Source organism: uncultured Sphingomonas sp. (genome assembly GCF_937859915.1).
Lineage (GTDB): Bacteria > Pseudomonadota > Alphaproteobacteria > Sphingomonadales > Sphingomonadaceae > Solisphingomonas.
Genome location: NZ_CALMAW010000001.1, coordinates 1 through 16,942 on the forward strand (window position 1 = coordinate 1; position 16,942 = coordinate 16,942).

General features: G+C 69.8%; 12 protein-coding genes. 7 read left to right on the forward strand and 5 right to left on the reverse strand.

The features are described 5' to 3' along the window. The 4 genes from Q0326_RS00005 to Q0326_RS00020 all read left to right on the forward strand — a co-directional run. Positions 1-429: FAD-dependent oxidoreductase (locus Q0326_RS00005; RefSeq protein WP_298685664.1), on the forward strand; the 429-nt coding region annotated here is incomplete at its 5' end. Position 430: 1 nt separating this feature from the next. After that, positions 431-745 (forward strand): sarcosine oxidase subunit delta, encoded by a 315-nt coding sequence (locus tag Q0326_RS00010; RefSeq protein WP_298685668.1) that lies wholly within the window; start codon positions 431-433, stop codon positions 743-745. Then, positions 742-3,603 (forward strand): 2Fe-2S iron-sulfur cluster-binding protein, encoded by a 2,862-nt coding sequence (locus Q0326_RS00015; RefSeq protein ID WP_298685672.1) that lies wholly within the window; start codon positions 742-744, stop codon positions 3,601-3,603. Before Q0326_RS00010 ends, Q0326_RS00015 begins: the two co-directional genes overlap by 4 nt. Further along, the gene (locus Q0326_RS00020; protein WP_298685674.1) at positions 3,596-4,045 is read left to right on the forward strand and encodes a sarcosine oxidase, gamma subunit; all 450 of its coding nucleotides are present in this window, start codon (positions 3,596-3,598) and stop codon (positions 4,043-4,045) included. Before Q0326_RS00015 ends, Q0326_RS00020 begins: the two co-directional genes overlap by 8 nt. 107 nt (positions 4,046-4,152) lie before the next feature. Here Q0326_RS00020 and eutC read toward each other — a convergent pair whose 3' ends face one another. Next, entirely contained in the window at positions 4,153-4,920 is a 768-nt protein-coding gene (gene eutC / locus Q0326_RS00025; protein ID WP_298685677.1) for an ethanolamine ammonia-lyase subunit EutC, read from the reverse strand. Further along, on the reverse strand, positions 4,913-6,331 hold the full coding sequence (locus Q0326_RS00030; protein WP_298685680.1) for an ethanolamine ammonia-lyase subunit EutB: 1,419 nt from the start codon (positions 6,329-6,331) through the stop codon (positions 4,913-4,915). The genes eutC and Q0326_RS00030 overlap by 8 nt, the downstream gene beginning before the upstream one ends. Before the next feature lie 109 nt (positions 6,332-6,440). On the opposite strand from Q0326_RS00030, the gene Q0326_RS00035 reads away from it, so the two are divergent. Continuing rightward, the gene (locus Q0326_RS00035) at positions 6,441-8,504 is read left to right on the forward strand and encodes a phosphocholine-specific phospholipase C (protein ID WP_298685683.1); all 2,064 of its coding nucleotides are present in this window, start codon (positions 6,441-6,443) and stop codon (positions 8,502-8,504) included. A gap of 237 nt (positions 8,505-8,741) precedes the next feature. Here the strand turns inward: Q0326_RS00035 and betA are convergent, their stop codons facing one another. Further along, the gene (gene betA, locus Q0326_RS00040; protein WP_298685685.1) at positions 8,742-10,397 is read right to left on the reverse strand and encodes a choline dehydrogenase; all 1,656 of its coding nucleotides are present in this window, start codon (positions 10,395-10,397) and stop codon (positions 8,742-8,744) included. 152 nt (positions 10,398-10,549) lie between these two features. Continuing rightward, complete coding sequence (gene betB, locus Q0326_RS00045) at positions 10,550-11,980, reverse strand: betaine-aldehyde dehydrogenase (RefSeq protein WP_298685688.1); 1,431 nt, start codon at positions 11,978-11,980, stop codon at positions 10,550-10,552. A 144-nt stretch (positions 11,981-12,124) separates the two neighbouring features. Between betB and choW the strand changes: the two genes are divergently transcribed. Together choW and choV are read left to right on the forward strand one after the other, a co-directional pair. Continuing rightward, positions 12,125-13,927 carry a choline ABC transporter permease subunit gene (gene choW / locus Q0326_RS00050; protein ID WP_298685691.1) on the forward strand — a complete coding sequence of 601 codons (1,803 nt, stop codon included), beginning with the start codon at positions 12,125-12,127 and terminating at the stop codon, positions 13,925-13,927. After that, complete coding sequence (gene choV, locus Q0326_RS00055) at positions 13,924-15,123, forward strand: choline ABC transporter ATP-binding protein (protein ID WP_298685694.1); 1,200 nt, start codon at positions 13,924-13,926, stop codon at positions 15,121-15,123. Before choW ends, choV begins: the two co-directional genes overlap by 4 nt. A gap of 147 nt (positions 15,124-15,270) precedes the next feature. On the opposite strand, the gene betC is transcribed toward choV, so the two are convergent. Continuing rightward, positions 15,271-16,800, reverse strand: a complete 1,530-nt coding sequence (gene betC / locus Q0326_RS00060) for a choline-sulfatase (protein ID WP_298685696.1) — start codon at positions 16,798-16,800, stop codon at positions 15,271-15,273. Positions 16,801-16,942 lie beyond the last annotated feature (142 nt).

Consider the following 16,942-nt stretch of genomic DNA (forward strand, 5'->3'; position numbering starts at 1 on the left):
GTCATGTCCAACACGGTCCACGCCTATATGAGCCAGTCGGACAAGGGCGAGCTGGTGATCGGCGCGGGCACCGACGCGTACGTCTCCTATTCGCAGCGCGGCGCGCTCCACATCGTCGAGCATACGCTGGCGGCGATCTGCGAGATCTTCCCGGTGGTGCGGCGGATGCGGATGCTGCGCAACTGGGGCGGGATCGTCGACGTCACCCCCGATCGCTCGCCGATCCTCGGCAAGACGCCGGTCAAAGGGCTCTACGTCAATTGCGGCTGGGGCACCGGCGGCTTCAAGGCGACGCCGGGCGCCGCCGACCTGCTGGCGTACACGATCGCCCGGGACGAGCCGCACCCGATCAACGCGCCGTTCAACCTCGACCGCTTCCGCAGCGGCCGGTTGATCGACGAAGCGGCGGCTGCCGCGGTGGCGCACTGAGATGCTGCTGATCCACTGCCCCTATTGCGACGAGCGCCGCCCCGAGCTCGAGTTCGGCTATGCCGGCGAGGCGCATATCGCGCGCCCGCCCAAGCCCGACGACATGACCGACGCCGAGTGGGAAACCTACCTGTTCGTCCGCACCAACGCGCGCGGCCGGCATTTCGAGCGCTGGCGCCACATCCACGGCTGCGGCCGCTTCTTCAACGCGGTTCGCGACACCGTCACCGACCGCTTCGAGCGAACCTACAAGGCCGGCGTCCCGCGCCCCGGCGAGGCCGACGGCTGGACCGGCGAGACGGGCGGGATCGTATGAGCGGCTTCCGCCTGCCCGGCCGCGGCCGGATCGACACCGCGCGCCCCGTCGCCTTCCGCTTCGACGGCACGCCGCTGACCGGTGCCGCCGGCGACACGCTCGCCTCCGCGCTGCTCGCCAACGGCGTGCATCTGGTCGGCCGCTCGTTCAAATATCACCGGCCGCGCGGCCTGCTCGGCGCGGGCGTCGAGGAGCCCAACGCGCTGATGGGGGTTGATCGCGGCGCCGGTCGCACTACCGCCAACGTCCGCGCGACGACGATCGAGCTGCACGACGATCTCGCGGTCGAGACGCAGAACCGCTGGCCCTCGCTCGGCTTCGACCTTGGCGCGGCGACCAACCTGCTGTCGCCGCTGTTCCCGGCGGGCTTCTACAACAAGACCTTCATGTGGCCGCGCGCCGCCTGGGAGAGGCTGTACGAGCCCGCGATCCGGCGCATGGCGGGGCTCGGCAAGGCGCCCGACACGATCGACCCCGATCGCTATGCCGCGACCTACGCCTTCGTCGACCTGCTCGTGGTCGGCGCGGGGCGTGCCGGGATCGAGGCGGCGCTGGCGGCCTCGGCCAGCGGCGAACGCGTGCTGCTGATCGACGAGCAGGCCGAGCTCGGCGGCAAGCAGCTCGGCGAGCCGGCGCGCTGGCCGTGGCTCACGGACGCGCTGCAGACACTCGCGGCGGCCGGCGTCACCTGCCTGCCGCGCACCACCGCGATCGGCCTCTATCATGACGGCTTCGTCGGCGCGGTCGAGCGGCTGACCGACCACCTGCCCCCGGCACGGGCGACGGGACCGCGCGAAAGACTGCACCGCATCCGCGCCGGGCGGATCGTTCTCGCGACAGGGGCGATCGAGCGCCCGCTGGTGTTCGCCGACAACGACCGCCCCGGCATCATGCTGGCGAGCGCGGCGCGCACCTATCTGCACCGCTACGGCGTCGCGGTCGGGCGCAGGGCGGCGCTGATCGCATCGCACGACAGCGGCTATCGGGCGGCCTTCGATCTCGCCGAGGCCGGCGTCGCGGTCGCCGCGATCGTCGACATCCGCGAGACCGTCGATCGCACCCTCCTGGCGCGCGCCAAGGCGCTCGGGATCGAATTGCTGACCCACCACGTCGTCTCCGCCACGCACGGCGCCAAGCGGCTCGTCGGGATCGGCGTCGCGGCGATCGGCGCGAAGACCGAGCGGCGCATCGTCTGCGACACGCTGCTGATGGCCGGCGGCTGGACCCCGACCGTCCATCTGTGGAGCCACGGCAAGGGCGCGCTGAGCTGGGATGCCGCGCTCGGCGCGTTCGTGCCCGAGGGCGCGATGGAGCAGGTGACCTGCGTCGGCGCGTGCGCGGGCGCGATCGATCCCGGCCATGGCGTCCATGCCGAGGCGCTATGGAGCCCGCGCGACCCGACGACGTTCAAGGCGTTCGTCGACCTGCAGAACGACGTCACCGCGCGCGACATCCGCCTCGCGGTGCGCGAGGGCTTCCGCTCGATCGAGCATATCAAACGCTATACCACCAACGGCATGGCGACCGACCAGGGCAAGACCTCCAACCTCAACGGGCTGCAGGTCGCCGCCGGCGCGCTCGGCACCGCCGCGCCGCAGGTCGGGCTCACCACCTTCCGCCCGCCCTACACGCCGACCACCTTCGGCGCGCTCGCCGGCATCGCCAAGGACGCGCTGTTCCAGCCGACGCGAATGACCGTGATCGACGGCTGGGCGGAGCGGCAGGGCGCGGTGTTCGAGAATGTCGCGCAGTGGCGCCGCGCGCGCTATTTCCCACAAGGCGGCGAAGACATGGACGCCGCGGTCGCGCGCGAGTGCAAGGCGGTGCGCGCGGCGGTCGGCATCTTCGATGCCTCGACGCTCGGCAAGATCGAGGTGGTCGGGCCCGACGCCGCCGAATTCCTCAACCGCATGTACACCAACCCGTGGAAGATGCTGGCACCCGGCCGCTGCCGCTACGGCCTGCTGCTCGGCGAGGACGGTTTCATTCGCGATGACGGTGTGGCGGCAAGGCTCGCCGACGATCGCTTCCACGTCACCACCACCACGGGTGGCGCCGCGCGCGTGCTCGGCATGATGGAGGATTATCTCCAGACCGAATGGCCCGATCTCGACGTCTGGCTGACCTCCACCACCGAACAATATGCGGTCATCGCGCTCCAGGGCCCGCGCGCGCGCGACCTGATCGCGCCGTTCGTCGAGGGTATCGACCTGTCGCCCGAGGCGCTGCCGCACATGGCCTATGCCGAGGGCCGCATCTGCGGCGTGCCGCTGCGACTGTTCCGGGTCAGCTTCACGGGCGAACTCGGCTTCGAGGTCAACGTCCCCGCCGGCCACGGCCTCGCGGTGTGGGAGACATTGTGGGCGGAAGGGCAGAAGCACGGCATCACCGCCTATGGCACCGAGACGATGCACGTGCTGCGCGCCGAGAAGGGCTATATCATCGTCGGCCAGGACACCGACGGCACGCTCACCCCCGACGATGCCGGGATCGGCTGGGCGGTAGGCAAGAAGAAGCCCGATTTCGTCGGCCGCCGCTCGCTCGCGCGGCCCGACATGCACCTGCCCGATCGCAAGCAGCTGGTCGGGTTGCTGACCGAGGATGCGGACACTGTGCTCGAGGAGGGCGCGCAGATCGTCGCCGATCCCGACGCGCCGATCCCGATGCCGATGATCGGCCACGTCACCTCCGCCTATCACAGCAGCACCTTGGGGCGCTCGATCGCGCTGGCGGTGGTCGCGGGCGGACGTGCGCGGGTGGGCGAGACGCTGTTCGTGCCGATGCCGGGCAAGACGCACCGCGTGACCGTGACCGACACGCTGTTCTACGATCGCGAAGGAACCCGGCTCGATGGCTGATCCGGTGACGATCGCCTGGGCGCCCCCAGCCGCGCGCTACAGCCTGCGGACGCGCGCACCGCAGGGCCTGCCGCCGATCCTCGCCAGCGCGCCCTTCGCGGACGGGCATGCGCTCGGGCTCGGGCCGGACGAATGGCTGCTGCTCCTGCCCGACGGCACGCCGCCGCCGGTCATCGACGGGCTGCACGCGCTCACCGACATCGGCCATCGCAACCTCGCCCTGCTCGTCGAGGGCCCCGCCGCGGCGACGCTGATTCAGGGCGGCGTCGCGCTCGACCTGTCGCTCGACACCTTTCCGGTCAGCAAGGCGACGCGCACCGTTCACGACGGCGTCGAGATCATCCTCTGGCGGACCGGCGAGACCGCGTTCCGGATTGAGGCGTGGCGCTCGTTCGCCGGGCATCTCCACGCCGCGCTGCGCCTCGCCGCGGGCGATCTGTAGGGCAGCACGCCCCGGAAGCGGACCCGTCCGTTCCACGGTCGTGCTGAGCCTGTCGAAGCATCGTCCTTCTTCCGCCAATGAAGAAGAAGAGCAGTCCTTCGACGAACTTAGGACGAACGGATCAACTCGATGCCATCCTGCCCGAGCGCAAGCGACGGTTCGGCGATCTTGAGCCGCACGCCGGTTTCGCCGAGATCGCGCGCGCCCTCGGCGATCGCCGCGATCAGCGCCGCGGCGCGGTCGATCGCGAGTCCGCCGGGGCGGATGTTCGAGACGCAATTGCGTTCGCTGTCGCGCCGACCGGGGCGCGGGCCCCAGGTGAGATAGGCGCCGACGCTGTCGGCGGCGCTCAAGCCCGGCCGCTCCCCGATCAGCACGATCGCCAGCCGGGCGCCGAGCGCCGCGCCGATCTCGTCGCCGATCGCGACGCGCGCCTGATGCGCGACGACGATCGGGCTTACCGACCAGTCGGACATCCGCGCAAGGATGGCGGCGACGATCGCGGCGCCGTGCGCGAGCACTGCCGCGGCCGACAGCCCGTCGGCGATCACGATCGCGAGATCGGCACCGGCGGGCGACAGCCGCTCGGCGCTCGCCGGATCCAGCCGCCGCCCGAGATCGGGGCGGCGCAGATAGGTGGCGCGATCGGGCGCCTGGCTCTGCACGGCGATCACGGGCAGGCCGGCCATCGTCGCGCCGAACGCGCCGTCACCCAGTTCGGCATGCACCGCGTCGCGGGCGCGGGCGTGGGCGAGCTCGAAGTCGAGCATCGGCCGCGTCGGCAGTCCGACCCCGACCCGCCCCAGCGCCACCCGCGCGGGCGTCAGCTGCCGCAACCGTGCCGCAAGATCGGGCCGTGCCGGCAGGTCAGTCATGGAAGGGCGCCAGCACGCCGACCGCGGGCCCGGGCAGGATCGGTCGGTCGGTCGGCCGCCCGCGCGCGTCGAGCAGACCGGTCCGGCCGAGCCACGCCTCGAACTCGGGCGCGGGCCGCAGCCCCAGCGCCTCGCGGATGTAGAGCGCGTCGTGGAAGCTGGTCGATTGATAGCCGAGCATGATGTCGTCGGCGCCGGGCACGCCCATGATGAAATTGACGCCCGCGACGCCGACCATGGTCAGGATCGTGTCCATATCGTCCTGATCGGCCTCGGCATGGTTGGTGTAGCAGATGTCGAGCCCCATCGGCAGGCCGAGCAGCTTGCCGCAGCAATGATCCTCGAGCGCGGCGCGCAGGATCTGCTTGCCGTCGTAGAGATATTCGGGGCCGATGAAGCCCACCACCGAATTGACCAGCAGCGGGCGGAACTGGCGCGCGACCGCATAGGCGCGGCATTCGAGCGTCTGCTGGTCGACGCCGTGATGCGCCTCCGCCGACAGGCAGGAGCCCTGCCCGGTCTCGAAATACATGACGTCGCCGCCCACCGTCCCGCGGTCCAGCGCCAGCGTCGCGTCCGCGCCTTCGCGCAGCAGCGCGAGATCGATGCCGAAGCCGCGGTTCGCGCCTTCCGTCCCCGCGATCGACTGGAAGCACAGGTCGACCGGGGCGCCGCGCCGCACCAGCTCGATCGTGTTGGTGATGTGGGTGAGCACGCAGCTCTGCGTCGGGATGCCGAGGCCCTGCCGGATCTCGTCGAGCATCGCCAGCAGCGTCGCGACCGTGCCGATGTCGTCCCCCGCCGGGTTGATCCCGATCACCGCGTCGCCCGCGCCCATCAGCAACCCGTCGAGCACCGCGGCGGCGACCCCGGTCGGGTCGTCGGCGGGGTGGTTGGGCTGCAGCCGCACCGACAGCCGCTGCGGCAGCCCGATCGTGGTGCGGAAGGCCGAGACGACGCGGATCTTGCGCGCGACCGTCACCAGATCCTGGTTGCGCATCAGCTTGGAGACCGCGGCGACCATCTCGGGGGTCAGCCCTGCCGCGAGGGCAGCGATGCGCGCGCCGTCCTCCTCGGCGAGCAGCCAGTCGCGCAGGCCCCCGACCGTCAGATGCGCGACCGGCGCGAAGGCGGCGCGGTCGTGGCGGTCGACGATCAGCCGGCTGATCTCGTCCGCCTCATAGGGAATGACGAGATCGTCGAGAAAAACGGCAAGCGGCAGGTCGGCGAGCGCCCAGCGCGCCGCGACGCGCTCGGCCTCGCTGGCGGCGGCGAGCCCCGCGAGCATGTCGCCGGACCGCAGCGGCGTCGCGGCGGCGAGCAGGCGGGCGAGATCGTCGAACCGGTAGCGCGTGCCGCCGCAATCGCTGTGATAGGTCGGCATCGTGCATCCACCTTCCGCGATCGCCATCAGGACGATCGCGATAGCAGCGATAAGTTCGGTCTCTGGCAAGGCTCGATTGAATCTGTAACGTTGATAGCGGATTGCGCGATGCGAACAGCACCGGAGACCGGACTCGATGGCGGATCGTCGTGACGCACTGAAGGCGATCGCCGCGGCGGCAGCGGCGGGCACGCTGCCCGCCTCGATCGCGCGCGCGCTGACGCTGCCCGCCAATCGCCGCACCGGCTCGATCCGCGACGTCGAGCATGTCGTGATCCTGATGCAGGAGAACCGATCGTTCGACCATTATTTCGGCATGCTGCGCGGCGTCCGCGGCTTTGGCGATCCGCGCCCGGTGACGCTACCGAGCGGCAGGAGCGTCTTCCACCAACCGGGTGCCGATGGCCGCGGCGAGATCCTGCCCTTCCACATGGACAGCGCCACCACCAGCGGCCAGCTGATCAAGAGCCTCGACCACAGCTGGAAGGGGAGCGCCGCCGAGTGGGCGTCCTACGACGTCTGGGTGAAGCATAAGACGCCGCTGACGATGGGCCACTTCCGCCGCGCCGACATTCCCTATTATCACGCGCTCGCCGATGCCTTCACGATCGCCGACGGCTATCACGCTTCGCTGCACGGGCCGACCAACCCCAACCGGATGTTCCTGTTCAGCGGCACCAGCGGGCTGTCGGTGGGCGACGCCGGTCCGCAGGCGGTATCGAACGCAGACGACGCGAACTGGACGGGCGACGCGGCACGCGACAAGCCCGATTTTCCGGGCGCGGGCTGGACGACCTATGCCGAGCGGCTGCAGGCCTCGGGCATCTCCTGGACGCTCTACCAGGAATATGACAATTTCGGCGACAACTCGCTCGCCTTTTTCAAGGCGTTCCGCGGCCTCGCGCCGAGCGACAGTCTCTACCAGCGTGGCCGCGCGATCGTGCCCGGCTCGACCGCGGCCAACGCCGAGCAGAGCGGCGCCAACCATCTCGTCGCGGCCTTCGCGGCGGACGTCGCCGCGGACCGGCTGCCCCAGGTGTCGTGGATCGTCGCGCCGACCAAATATTCCGAACATCCCGAAGCGCCACCCGCGCTCGGCAAGTCGCTGACCGCGCGGCTGATCGCGGCGCTGGTCGCCAACCCCGCGGTGTGGGCGAAGACCGTCTTCCTGCTCAATTACGACGAGAATGACGGCTTCTTCGACCATATGCCGGGCGCCGTTCCGGCGCTCGCGCCGGCGCAGGGGCTGAGCAGCGTCGCACCGCAGGGCGAAGCCTATCGGGGCCAGGCGGTCGGCCTCGGCGTGCGCGTGCCGATGATCGCGGTGTCGCCCTGGTCGCGCGGCGGCTGGGTCAATTCGCAGATCTTCGATCACACCTCGGTGATCCGCTTCCTCGAGCGCCGCTTCGGCGTGATGGAGCCCAATATCAGCGCGTGGCGGCGGATGGTGACCGGCGACCTCACCACGCTGTTCGATTTCGACGATCCCGACGGCGCCGCGCTCGCCGCGCTGCCCGCCACCGCCGACGCGATGGCGCGGGTGATCGCGGAATCGCGGCTGCCCGCGCCGACCGTGCCCGCAACCGGCGCACTGCCGCAGCAGGAGGCGGGACAACGCCCCGCGCGCGCGCTGCCCTATCGGCTGCACGTCCATGAGACGGGGACCAGCGAGGCAGGACTGACGCTCGCCTTCGTCAATGCGGGCGAGGCCGGCGCGGTGTTCACCGCCTATGCACCGGGGCAGGCCGGCCCGTGGACCTACAGCGTCGCGGCCGGCCAGTCGCTGCGCCAGACCTTGCCGGGGCTGCCGACCCGCGGCGCCTATGCCGTCGCGGTGCACGGCCCGAACGGATTTCTGCGCAGCTTCGAGGGCGATGGTGCGACCGACCCGGCCGGGCTCTCCGCCACGATCGACTATGCGCCGGGCGGCGACGTCGTCCTGGTCCGCCTCACCAACCGCGGCGCGCCGCCGGTCGCCGTCGCGCTGCGGCCGCTCGCCTATCATGGCGAGGGCAAGACGCTTACGCTCGCGCCGGGTGCCAGCCGCGCGCTCCGCTATCCGGTCGCCGCCAGCGACCATTGGTATGATTTCGCGATCGAGCGCCCCGGATCCGCCTGGCGCCGCCGCTTCGCCGGCCATGTCGAGACGGGCCGGCCGAGCCGCTCCGATCCCGCGATCGGAACGATGGCGATCGCTTAGCGCGGGACGAGATGCGGATGCCTTCGTCGTCCCGGCAAAAGCCGGGATCCCTGGACGGCTGCACCGCGATATCCGGGCGTTTGGTCATCGCCGGGGTGCCCCACAGAGCGGCGAAAAGTGCCCCCGTCCGTCAGCCGACCGCATCCATGGGTCCCGGCTTCCGCCGGGACGACGGCGATTCCGCATGATGCCGCCCCGCTCCCGACCCCATAGCGCAGAACAGCGGGCGCCGTCGCGTCAGCGCTGCGCGTCTTCCCACCCGGTCGCGCGGTGATAGGGCGCGTTGGACGCCGCCATCATCCCGCGCACCAATATGTGATCCGCGCCCTTCTCGCCGATCATGATCGTCGGCGCGTTGAGATTGCCCGTCGTCACCGACGGCATCACCGACGAGTCGACAACGCGCAGCCCCGCGATCCCGTGCACGCGCAGTTCGCTGTCGACCACCGCCAGCGGATCGTCGGCGCGCCCGATCCGGCAGCTGCAGGAGGGGTGGTAGGCGCTCTCGACCTTGTCGCGCACGAACGCGTCGATCGCGGCGTCGGTGACGACCTCCGCGCCCGGTTGCAGCTCGCGCCCGGCGAACGGGGCCAGCGCCGCCTGCGCAAAGATCTCGCGGGTCAGCCGGACGCAGGCGCGCATCTCGGTCCAGTCGTCGGGGTGGCTCATATAGTTGAAGCGGATGATCGGCTTGTCGGCGGGATCGGGGCTGCGCAGCCGGACGTGCCCGCGGCTCTTCGAGCGCATCGGGCCGACATGCGCCTGGAAGCCGTGCCCCTCGGCCATCGTGCTGCCGTCATAGGCGACCGCGAGCGGCAGGAAGTGGAACTGGATGTCGGGATAGGCGATGCCGGCGCGGCTGCGGATGAAGCCGCAGCTCTCGAAATGATTGGTGGCGCCGAGCCCGCTTTTGGTCAGCAGCCAGCGCGCGCCGATCGCCGCCTTGGCCAGCGGGTTCATCACCGAAAACAGCGTGACCGGCTGGGTGCATTCCATCTGGAAGTAGAATTCGAGATGGTCCTGCAGATTCTCGCCGACACCGGGCAGATCGTGGACGACCGGAATGTCCAGCGCGCGCAACTCGTCTGCCGGGCCGATACCCGACAATTTGAGCAGCTGCGGCGAATTGATCGGTCCGCCCGACAGGATCACCTCGCGCCGCGCGGTCGCGCGATGCTCGCTCCCGCCCCGCCGATAGACGACGCCGACCGCGCGCCTGCCCTCGAACAGGATGCGGCTCGCCAGCGCGTGCGTGACGACCGCGAGGTTGGGCCGCGTCATCGCCGGCGTGAGATAGGCGTTGGCGGCGCTCCAGCGGCGGCCCTTGTGGACGGTCATGTCCATCCGGCCGAATCCCTCTTGCTGGCCGCCGTTGATGTCGTCGGTCAGCGGATAGCCGGCCTGCTCGGCCGCCCCGAGGAAGGCGGCGTGGAGCGGATTGCTGAGCGGGCCATATTTGGTGTGCAGCTTGCCGGCATCGCCGCGATGCGCGTCGCCGCCCTCCTCGCGCGTCTCGGCGCGCCTAAAATAGGGGAGCACGTCGGCATAGCCCCAGCCGGCCGCGCCCTCCTCGCGCCAGCGCTCGAAGTCCATCGGGTTGCCGCGCACATAGACCATGCCGTTGATCGAGGACGAGCCGCCCAGCACCTTGCCGCGCGGCGTGTGCATCCGTCGCCCGCCGAGATGCGGCTCGGGCTCGGTCTCGTAGCGCCAATTATAGCGGTCGCGGTTCATCGGGATCGACAGCGCGCTGGGCATCTGGATCACCACCGACCGATCCGAGCCGCCATATTCGAGCAGCAGCACCGTCGCCTGGCCGTCGGCGCTCAGCCGGTCGGCGAGCACGCACCCGGCGGAGCCTGCGCCGACGATGATGTAGTCATAGTCGTCCATGAATGCTGATCACGCTCCGACAAAGGCTCCCCCCTCCCTGAAAGGGAGGGGTCGGGGGTGGGTTCGTCCGGGGCGGGCGCAACCGCGATCCGGCGAGCGACCCACCCCTAACCCCTCCCTTTCAGGGAGGGGAACCGTGCCGCACTCCACCATCAATACGGGCAGTCGATCGGCGTCATCGCGACATAGACGCTCTTGATCCGGGTATAATGATCGATCGCCGCCGCGCCGTTCTCGCGGCCGATGCCCGACGCCTTGACCCCGCCGAACGGCAGTTCGACCGGGGTCACATTATATTGGTTGATCCAGCACGTCCCAGCATCGAGCCTGGCGATCACGCGGTGGGCGCGCGTCAGATCCTGGGTGAAGACGCCGGCCGCCAGCCCGAATTCGGTATCGTTGGCGCGCGCGATCACCTCGGCCTCGTCGTCGAAGCCGAGCACCGTCATCACCGGGCCGAACACCTCGTCGCGCACGATCGCCGCGCCGTCGTCGGCCGCCTCGAAGATCGTGGGCTCGACGTAGAAACCATCCGCCAGCGCGCCCTCGGTCAGCCGCCGCCCGCCCGCCACCAGCCGCACGGCCTCGGTCTTGGCGCGCGCGATATGGCCGAGCACCAGGTCCATCTGCGCCTCGGACACCAGCGGGCCGATCTGCGTGTCGGGGTCGAGCGGGTCGCCGACGCGCAGCCTGGCGGTGCGCGCGGCCAGCGCGTCGAGGAAGGCCGCGAGGATCGGGCGCTGGACGAACACCCGCGTGCCGTTCGAACAGACCTGGCCCGAGGAATAGAAATTGGCGAGCATCGCGCCCGACACCGCATTGTCGACATCGGCGTCGGCGAAGATGATCAGCGGCGACTTGCCACCCAGCTCCAACGTCACCGCCTTCAGCCCCGGCGCCGCGGCCGCCATCACCGCGCGGCCGGTCGGCACCGATCCGGTCAGCGACACCTTGGCGATGTCGGGATGCGCGACCAGCGCGCGGCCGAGGTCGCCCTGGCCCTGCACGACCTGGAACACACCCTCGGGCAGCCCCGCCTCGCGGAAGATCTCGGCGAGCGCGATCGCAGTCAGCGGCGTCTGCTCGGCGGGCTTGAAGATCATCGCATTGCCGCAGGCGAGCGCGGGGGCCGCCTTCCAGCAGGCAATCTGCAGCGGATAGTTCCACGCGCCGATCCCCGCGACCACCCCCAGCGGCTCGCGCCGCGTATAGCCGAACGCGCCCGTGCCGAGATCGAGATGCTGGCCCGCGATCGTGGCGGCGACACCGGCATAATATTCGAGACAGTCCGCGCCCGACAGCACGTCGACCGCCTCGGTCTCCTGAATCGGCTTGCCGGTATTCTGCGTCTCCAGCCGCGCCAGTTCGGCATTGCGCGCGCGCAGGATATCGGCGGCCTTGCGCAGAACGCGGCCGCGTTCGACCGGCATCAGCGCGGCCCAGTCGCCCTGTGCGGCCTTAGCACGTGCCACCGCCGCGTCGAGTTGGGCGGGCGTGGTGACCGGCAGCGACGCCAGGGTCTCGCCGGTCGCCGGGTTGATCGGCGACAAGATATCCGACGCTGTCGACGCGTTCAGGCGCACTCTATCTCTCCCGAACCGGCTCTCGGACAATCACGCCCGTCTCCATAAGGGCTTGCCGCCACCGCTCCTGCATTAGATGTTCTAATGGCTTGCGCCGCGAGGCATCTTCCCGTCAACTTGGCCCTCGAAGTGGGGGCTTCGCCGATGACGCGACGAAGACTATACGACATTGCGGCCGCGCTCGCGTCGTTGTTGCTCGGCTTTGTCGGGGTCGCACCCGCGACGGCCGATCCGCCCGCCTGTCGCACGGTGCGCTTCGCCGACGTCGGCTGGGCGGACGTCACCGCGACCACCGGGCTCGCCGGGCAGCTCGTCGCCGGGCTTGGTTACAATCCCAAGATCACCGTCCTGTCGGTCCCCGTCACCTTCAACGGCATGCGCGGCAAGGACGTCGACGTGTTCCTCGGCAACTGGATGCCGATGCAGACCGCCGACCGCAAACCCTTCCTCGACGATCATTCGGTCGAGGTGGTGCGCGTCAATCTGGCCGACGCGCGCTATACCCTCGCTGTCCCCGCCTATCTCTACGACCAGGGCCTGCGCGACTTCCCGTCGATCCAGAAATTCGCCGAGCCGCTCGACCACAAGATCTACGGGATCGAGTCCGGCAATGACGGCAACCGGCTGGTGCTCGGCATGATCCGCGCCAACACCTTCGGCCTCGGCGACTTCAAGCTGATCGAGAGCAGCGAGCAGGGCATGCTCGCCGAGGTCGAGCGCGCGGTGCGCGAGAAGCGGCCGATCGTCTTCCTCGGCTGGCAGCCGCACCCGATGAACGACCGTTTCAAGATGCGGTATCTGATGGGCGGCGACAGCGTCTTCGGCCCCAATTTCGGCAGCGCGACCGTGTCGACCGACGTCCGCGCCGGCTATCTGCAGCAATGCCCCAATATCGGCCGGCTGCTGCACAATCTGGCCTTCGCCGTCGGCGACGAGAATGCGCTGATGCAGAGCGTCCACGACAGCGGCGACCCGGCGATCGCGGCGCGCCTGTGGCTGCGCGCGCATCCCGACCGGCTTCACGCCTGGCTCGACGGGGTGCAGACGATCGATGGCAAGCCCGGCGAGCCCGCGATGCTCGCCGCGCTCAGGCCCGCCGGCGGCAGCGGCTTCCTCACCGAGAACAAAATTCCCGTCGGCGTCTGGATGAGCAGCCTGGTCGACGTGATCAAGGCGCATCACGGCCTGTTCGACGCCGTCACGCTGGTGCTCGGCTCGGCGATCAATGGGCTGACCTGGCTGCTCGCGGCGATCCCGCCGCTGCTGTTCGTCGCGATCGTGGCGGGCCTCGCCTATTATCTGCGGCGATCGATCCCGCTGACGATCTTCGTTGCGCTGGCGCAGCTGTTCATCATCAACCAGGGCTATTGGGCAGCGACGATGGAGACGCTGTCGCTTGTCCTGTTCGCCGCCTTCGTCTCCGCGCTGATCGGGGTGCCGATCGGCATCTGGGCGGGCCACCGGCCGCGCGCCTTCCAGTTCATCCAGCCCGTGCTCGACCTGATGCAGACGCTCCCCACCTTCGTCTATCTGATCCCGACGCTGGTGCTGTTCGGGCTCGGGGTGGTGCCCGGGCTCATCTCGACGATCATCTTCGCGCTGCCCGCGCCGATCCGGATGACGCAGCTCGGCATCCTCTCGGTGCCGACGCCGCTGATCGAGGCGGGCCAGTCGTTCGGCGCGACCCCCTGGCAGCTGCTCGTCAAGGTCGAGCTGCCCGCCGCCGCGCCGTCGATCATCGCGGGAGTCACCCAGTGCATCATGCTCAGCCTGTCGATGGTGGTGATCGCGGCGCTGGTCGGCGCGGGCGGGCTCGGCGTGCCGGTGGTGCGCGCGCTCAACACGGTGCAGGTCGGAATGGGCTTCGAGGCGGGGTTCGCAATCGTGCTGGTCGCGATCATCCTCGACCGGATGACGCGCAGCGGTGCGGTAAAGGGCAAGCCATGACGGTCGCGCTCGAGTTCCGCGATGTCGACATCCTGTTCTGCAACAGCGGCGGCCGGCGGCGTGCCGCCGATCTCGCCGCCGCGCAGGCGCTGCTCGACAGTGGCGCCGATCGCAGCGAGATCGCGCGCCAGACCGGCGTCGTGCTCGGCGTCACCGGCGCCAGTCTGGCGGTCGAGCAGGGCACGATCTCGGTGTTGATGGGCCTGTCGGGCTCGGGCAAGTCGACGCTGCTGCGCGCCGCCAACGGCCTCAACCGGGTGACGCGCGGCCATGTGCTGGTGCGCGACGGCCTGGGCTCGAAGGATGTCGCGCATTGCCCCGAGGGCGTGCTCCGCCACATCCGCCGCACCCGCGTCGCGATGGTGTTCCAGCAGTTCGGGCTGCTGCCCTGGCGGACGGTGCGCGAGAATGTCGCCTTCGGGCTCGAGCTGCGCGGCACGCCGCGGCCCGAGATCGCGCGCATCGTCGACGAGCGGCTGGCGCTGGTCGGGCTCGACGCCTGGGCGGACCGCTATGCCGGCGAGCTATCGGGGGGCATGCAGCAGCGCGTCGGGCTCGCGCGCGCCTTTGCGACCGATGCCGACATCCTGCTGATGGACGAGCCCTTCTCGGCGCTCGATCCGCTGATCCGCGCCAAGCTGCAGGACGAGCTGCTCGACCTCCAGCAGAAGGTGCAGAAGACGATCGTCTTCGTCAGCCACGATCTCGACGAGGCGCTCAAGCTCGGCGATCAGGTGACGATCCTCGAGGGCGGGCGGATCATCCAGAGCGGCAGCGGCGAGGACATCGTGCTGCGCCCGGCGACGCCTTATGTGGCGAGCTTCGTCCGCCACATGAACCCGCTCAACGTGATGACCGGCGCGACGGTGATGCGGCCGATGCACGCGCTGGCGGCGCGGGGCGGCCGCCACCTGCTCGACGACGCCCAGCGCTACTGCGTGGGCATCGGCGCGGGCTATGACGACGTGCGGATCGACAATGTGCCGCACGCCGTCACGCCGGTTGTCGATCCGGACGCGCAGGACCGCTTCCCGGCCGGGGTCATCGCCTGCCCGGCCGGCGTCTCGGTCAAGACGCTGATCCGCATCCTGTCGGTCTCGGGCCATCCCGTGCTGCTCACCGACGGCGACCGGCTGGTCGGCGTGTGCGGCGGGCAGGACGTATTGAAGGCGCTCGATACGAGCAGCATGGTCTAACGTCGGCTGCGAAACGCGATGACACTTTTCGTCATCCCGGACTTGGTCTGGGATCCAGACGCGAAGCGTTCCTTCGCCAGACGCGGCGTGTCTGGATCCTGACCTTCGTCAGGATGACAATAGCCGGGCTCTTCGCGCCGGCGTCCCCTATTCGCCCCGCACCCGCGGGAAGCGCGCGGACGCCTCCAAGTCCTCCAGGTCCATATGCCCGCGGACATAGTCCTGCGCGGCGTCGCGGAACGGCTGATAGTCCCAGGCCTTGGTCGTGCCCTTGGCGGTGGCCGCCGCGACCAGGCGGCGGCGACTCTGGCTCGCCAGCACCTCGGCCTCGATCCGCGGCAGGTCCCAGCGGTCGCCGACCTCGCGCCGGAACGCCGCGACGGTCGCGGCATGAGCGGGATCGGAGGCCAGATTGGCGAGCTCGTCGGGATCGGCGACGAGATCGAACAGCTGGTCGGGGTCGGCCGGGCAGTGGATGAACTTCCAGCGGTCGCGGCGGATCATCACGATCGGCGCGATCGCCGCCTCGCCGAGATATTCGCCGATCACCTCGTCCGACCCGGCTTCGCCCAGCAGATGTGGCAGCAGGCTGGTGCCGTCATGCGCAGGCATCATGTCGTCGGACATCGCGCCGCCGGCGAGATCCGCCAGCGTCGGCAACAGATCGAGCAGCGACACGCTGGCCGCGACCCGATGCGGTGCGAAGCGGCCCGGCGCGTGGACGATCATCGGGATGCGCGCGCCGCCCTCGAAGAAGTTCATCTTGTACCAGAGGTCGCGCTCGCCGAGCATCTCGCCATGGTCGCCGATCAGCAGGATGATCGTGTCGTCGGCCATACCGCTGTCGTCGAGCGCCTCGAGCACCGTCCCGATCTGCTCGTCGACGAAGCTGATCGCGCCATAATAGGCGTGCCGCGCCGCGCGGACTTGGGCATCGGTGACATCGTCGAGATCGAGGCCGCAGACATGGCGCAGCCGGAGCGCGTGCGGGTCCTGGTCCGCCTTGGCGATGCGCACGCGCGGCGGGGCGATGGCGGCATCGTCATAGAGGTCCCAATAGCGACACGGGATCGCGAAAGGATCGTGCGGGTGGGTCAGCGACATCACCAGGAAGAAGGGGCGTTCGTCGCGACCGCGCGCGATCTCGAACAGCTTGCGCCGCGTGACGAAGCTCACCTCCTCGTCATAGTCGAGCTGGTTGGTGCGGATGCACGGCCCGGCGCTGATCACCGAGTCCATCGAATGATACCAGCTCGGCCGCTCGGCGAAGCGCGTCCAGTCGGGCGTCCAGCCGAAGTCGGCGGGATAGATGTCGGTGGTCAGCCGCTCCTCGAAGCCGTGGAGCTGGTCGGGCCCGACGAAATGCATCTTGCCGGCCAGGATCGCGCGGTAGCCGCGCTGGCGCAGAACGTGCGCGATCGTCGGCTGGTCGGCGGGGAACTCGCAGGCATTGTCATAGGCGCCGATCCGCGACGGCAGCCGGCCCGACAGGAAGGAGAAGCGCGACGGCGCGCACAGCGGGCTGTTGCAATAGGCGCTGTCGAACACCACGCCCTGCGCCGCCAGCCGCGCCATGTTTGGCGCGCGGACCAGATCGTGGCCGTAGATCGGCAGCGCGCTCGGCGCCATCTGGTCCGCCATCAGGATCAGGATGTTGGGCTGGGCGGAACGGGCCATCGATACTGCCTCCAATCTGTGTCGCTGTCTGCCGCGTCGGCGGATGCGTGTGAAGCCGTGCGCGGGTGATGGCGAGCATAAGAAAGGATGGGCCCGCCGGTCGCATTGCCGCGCCACGCCACGAAGCGCGACCGATCTGCAA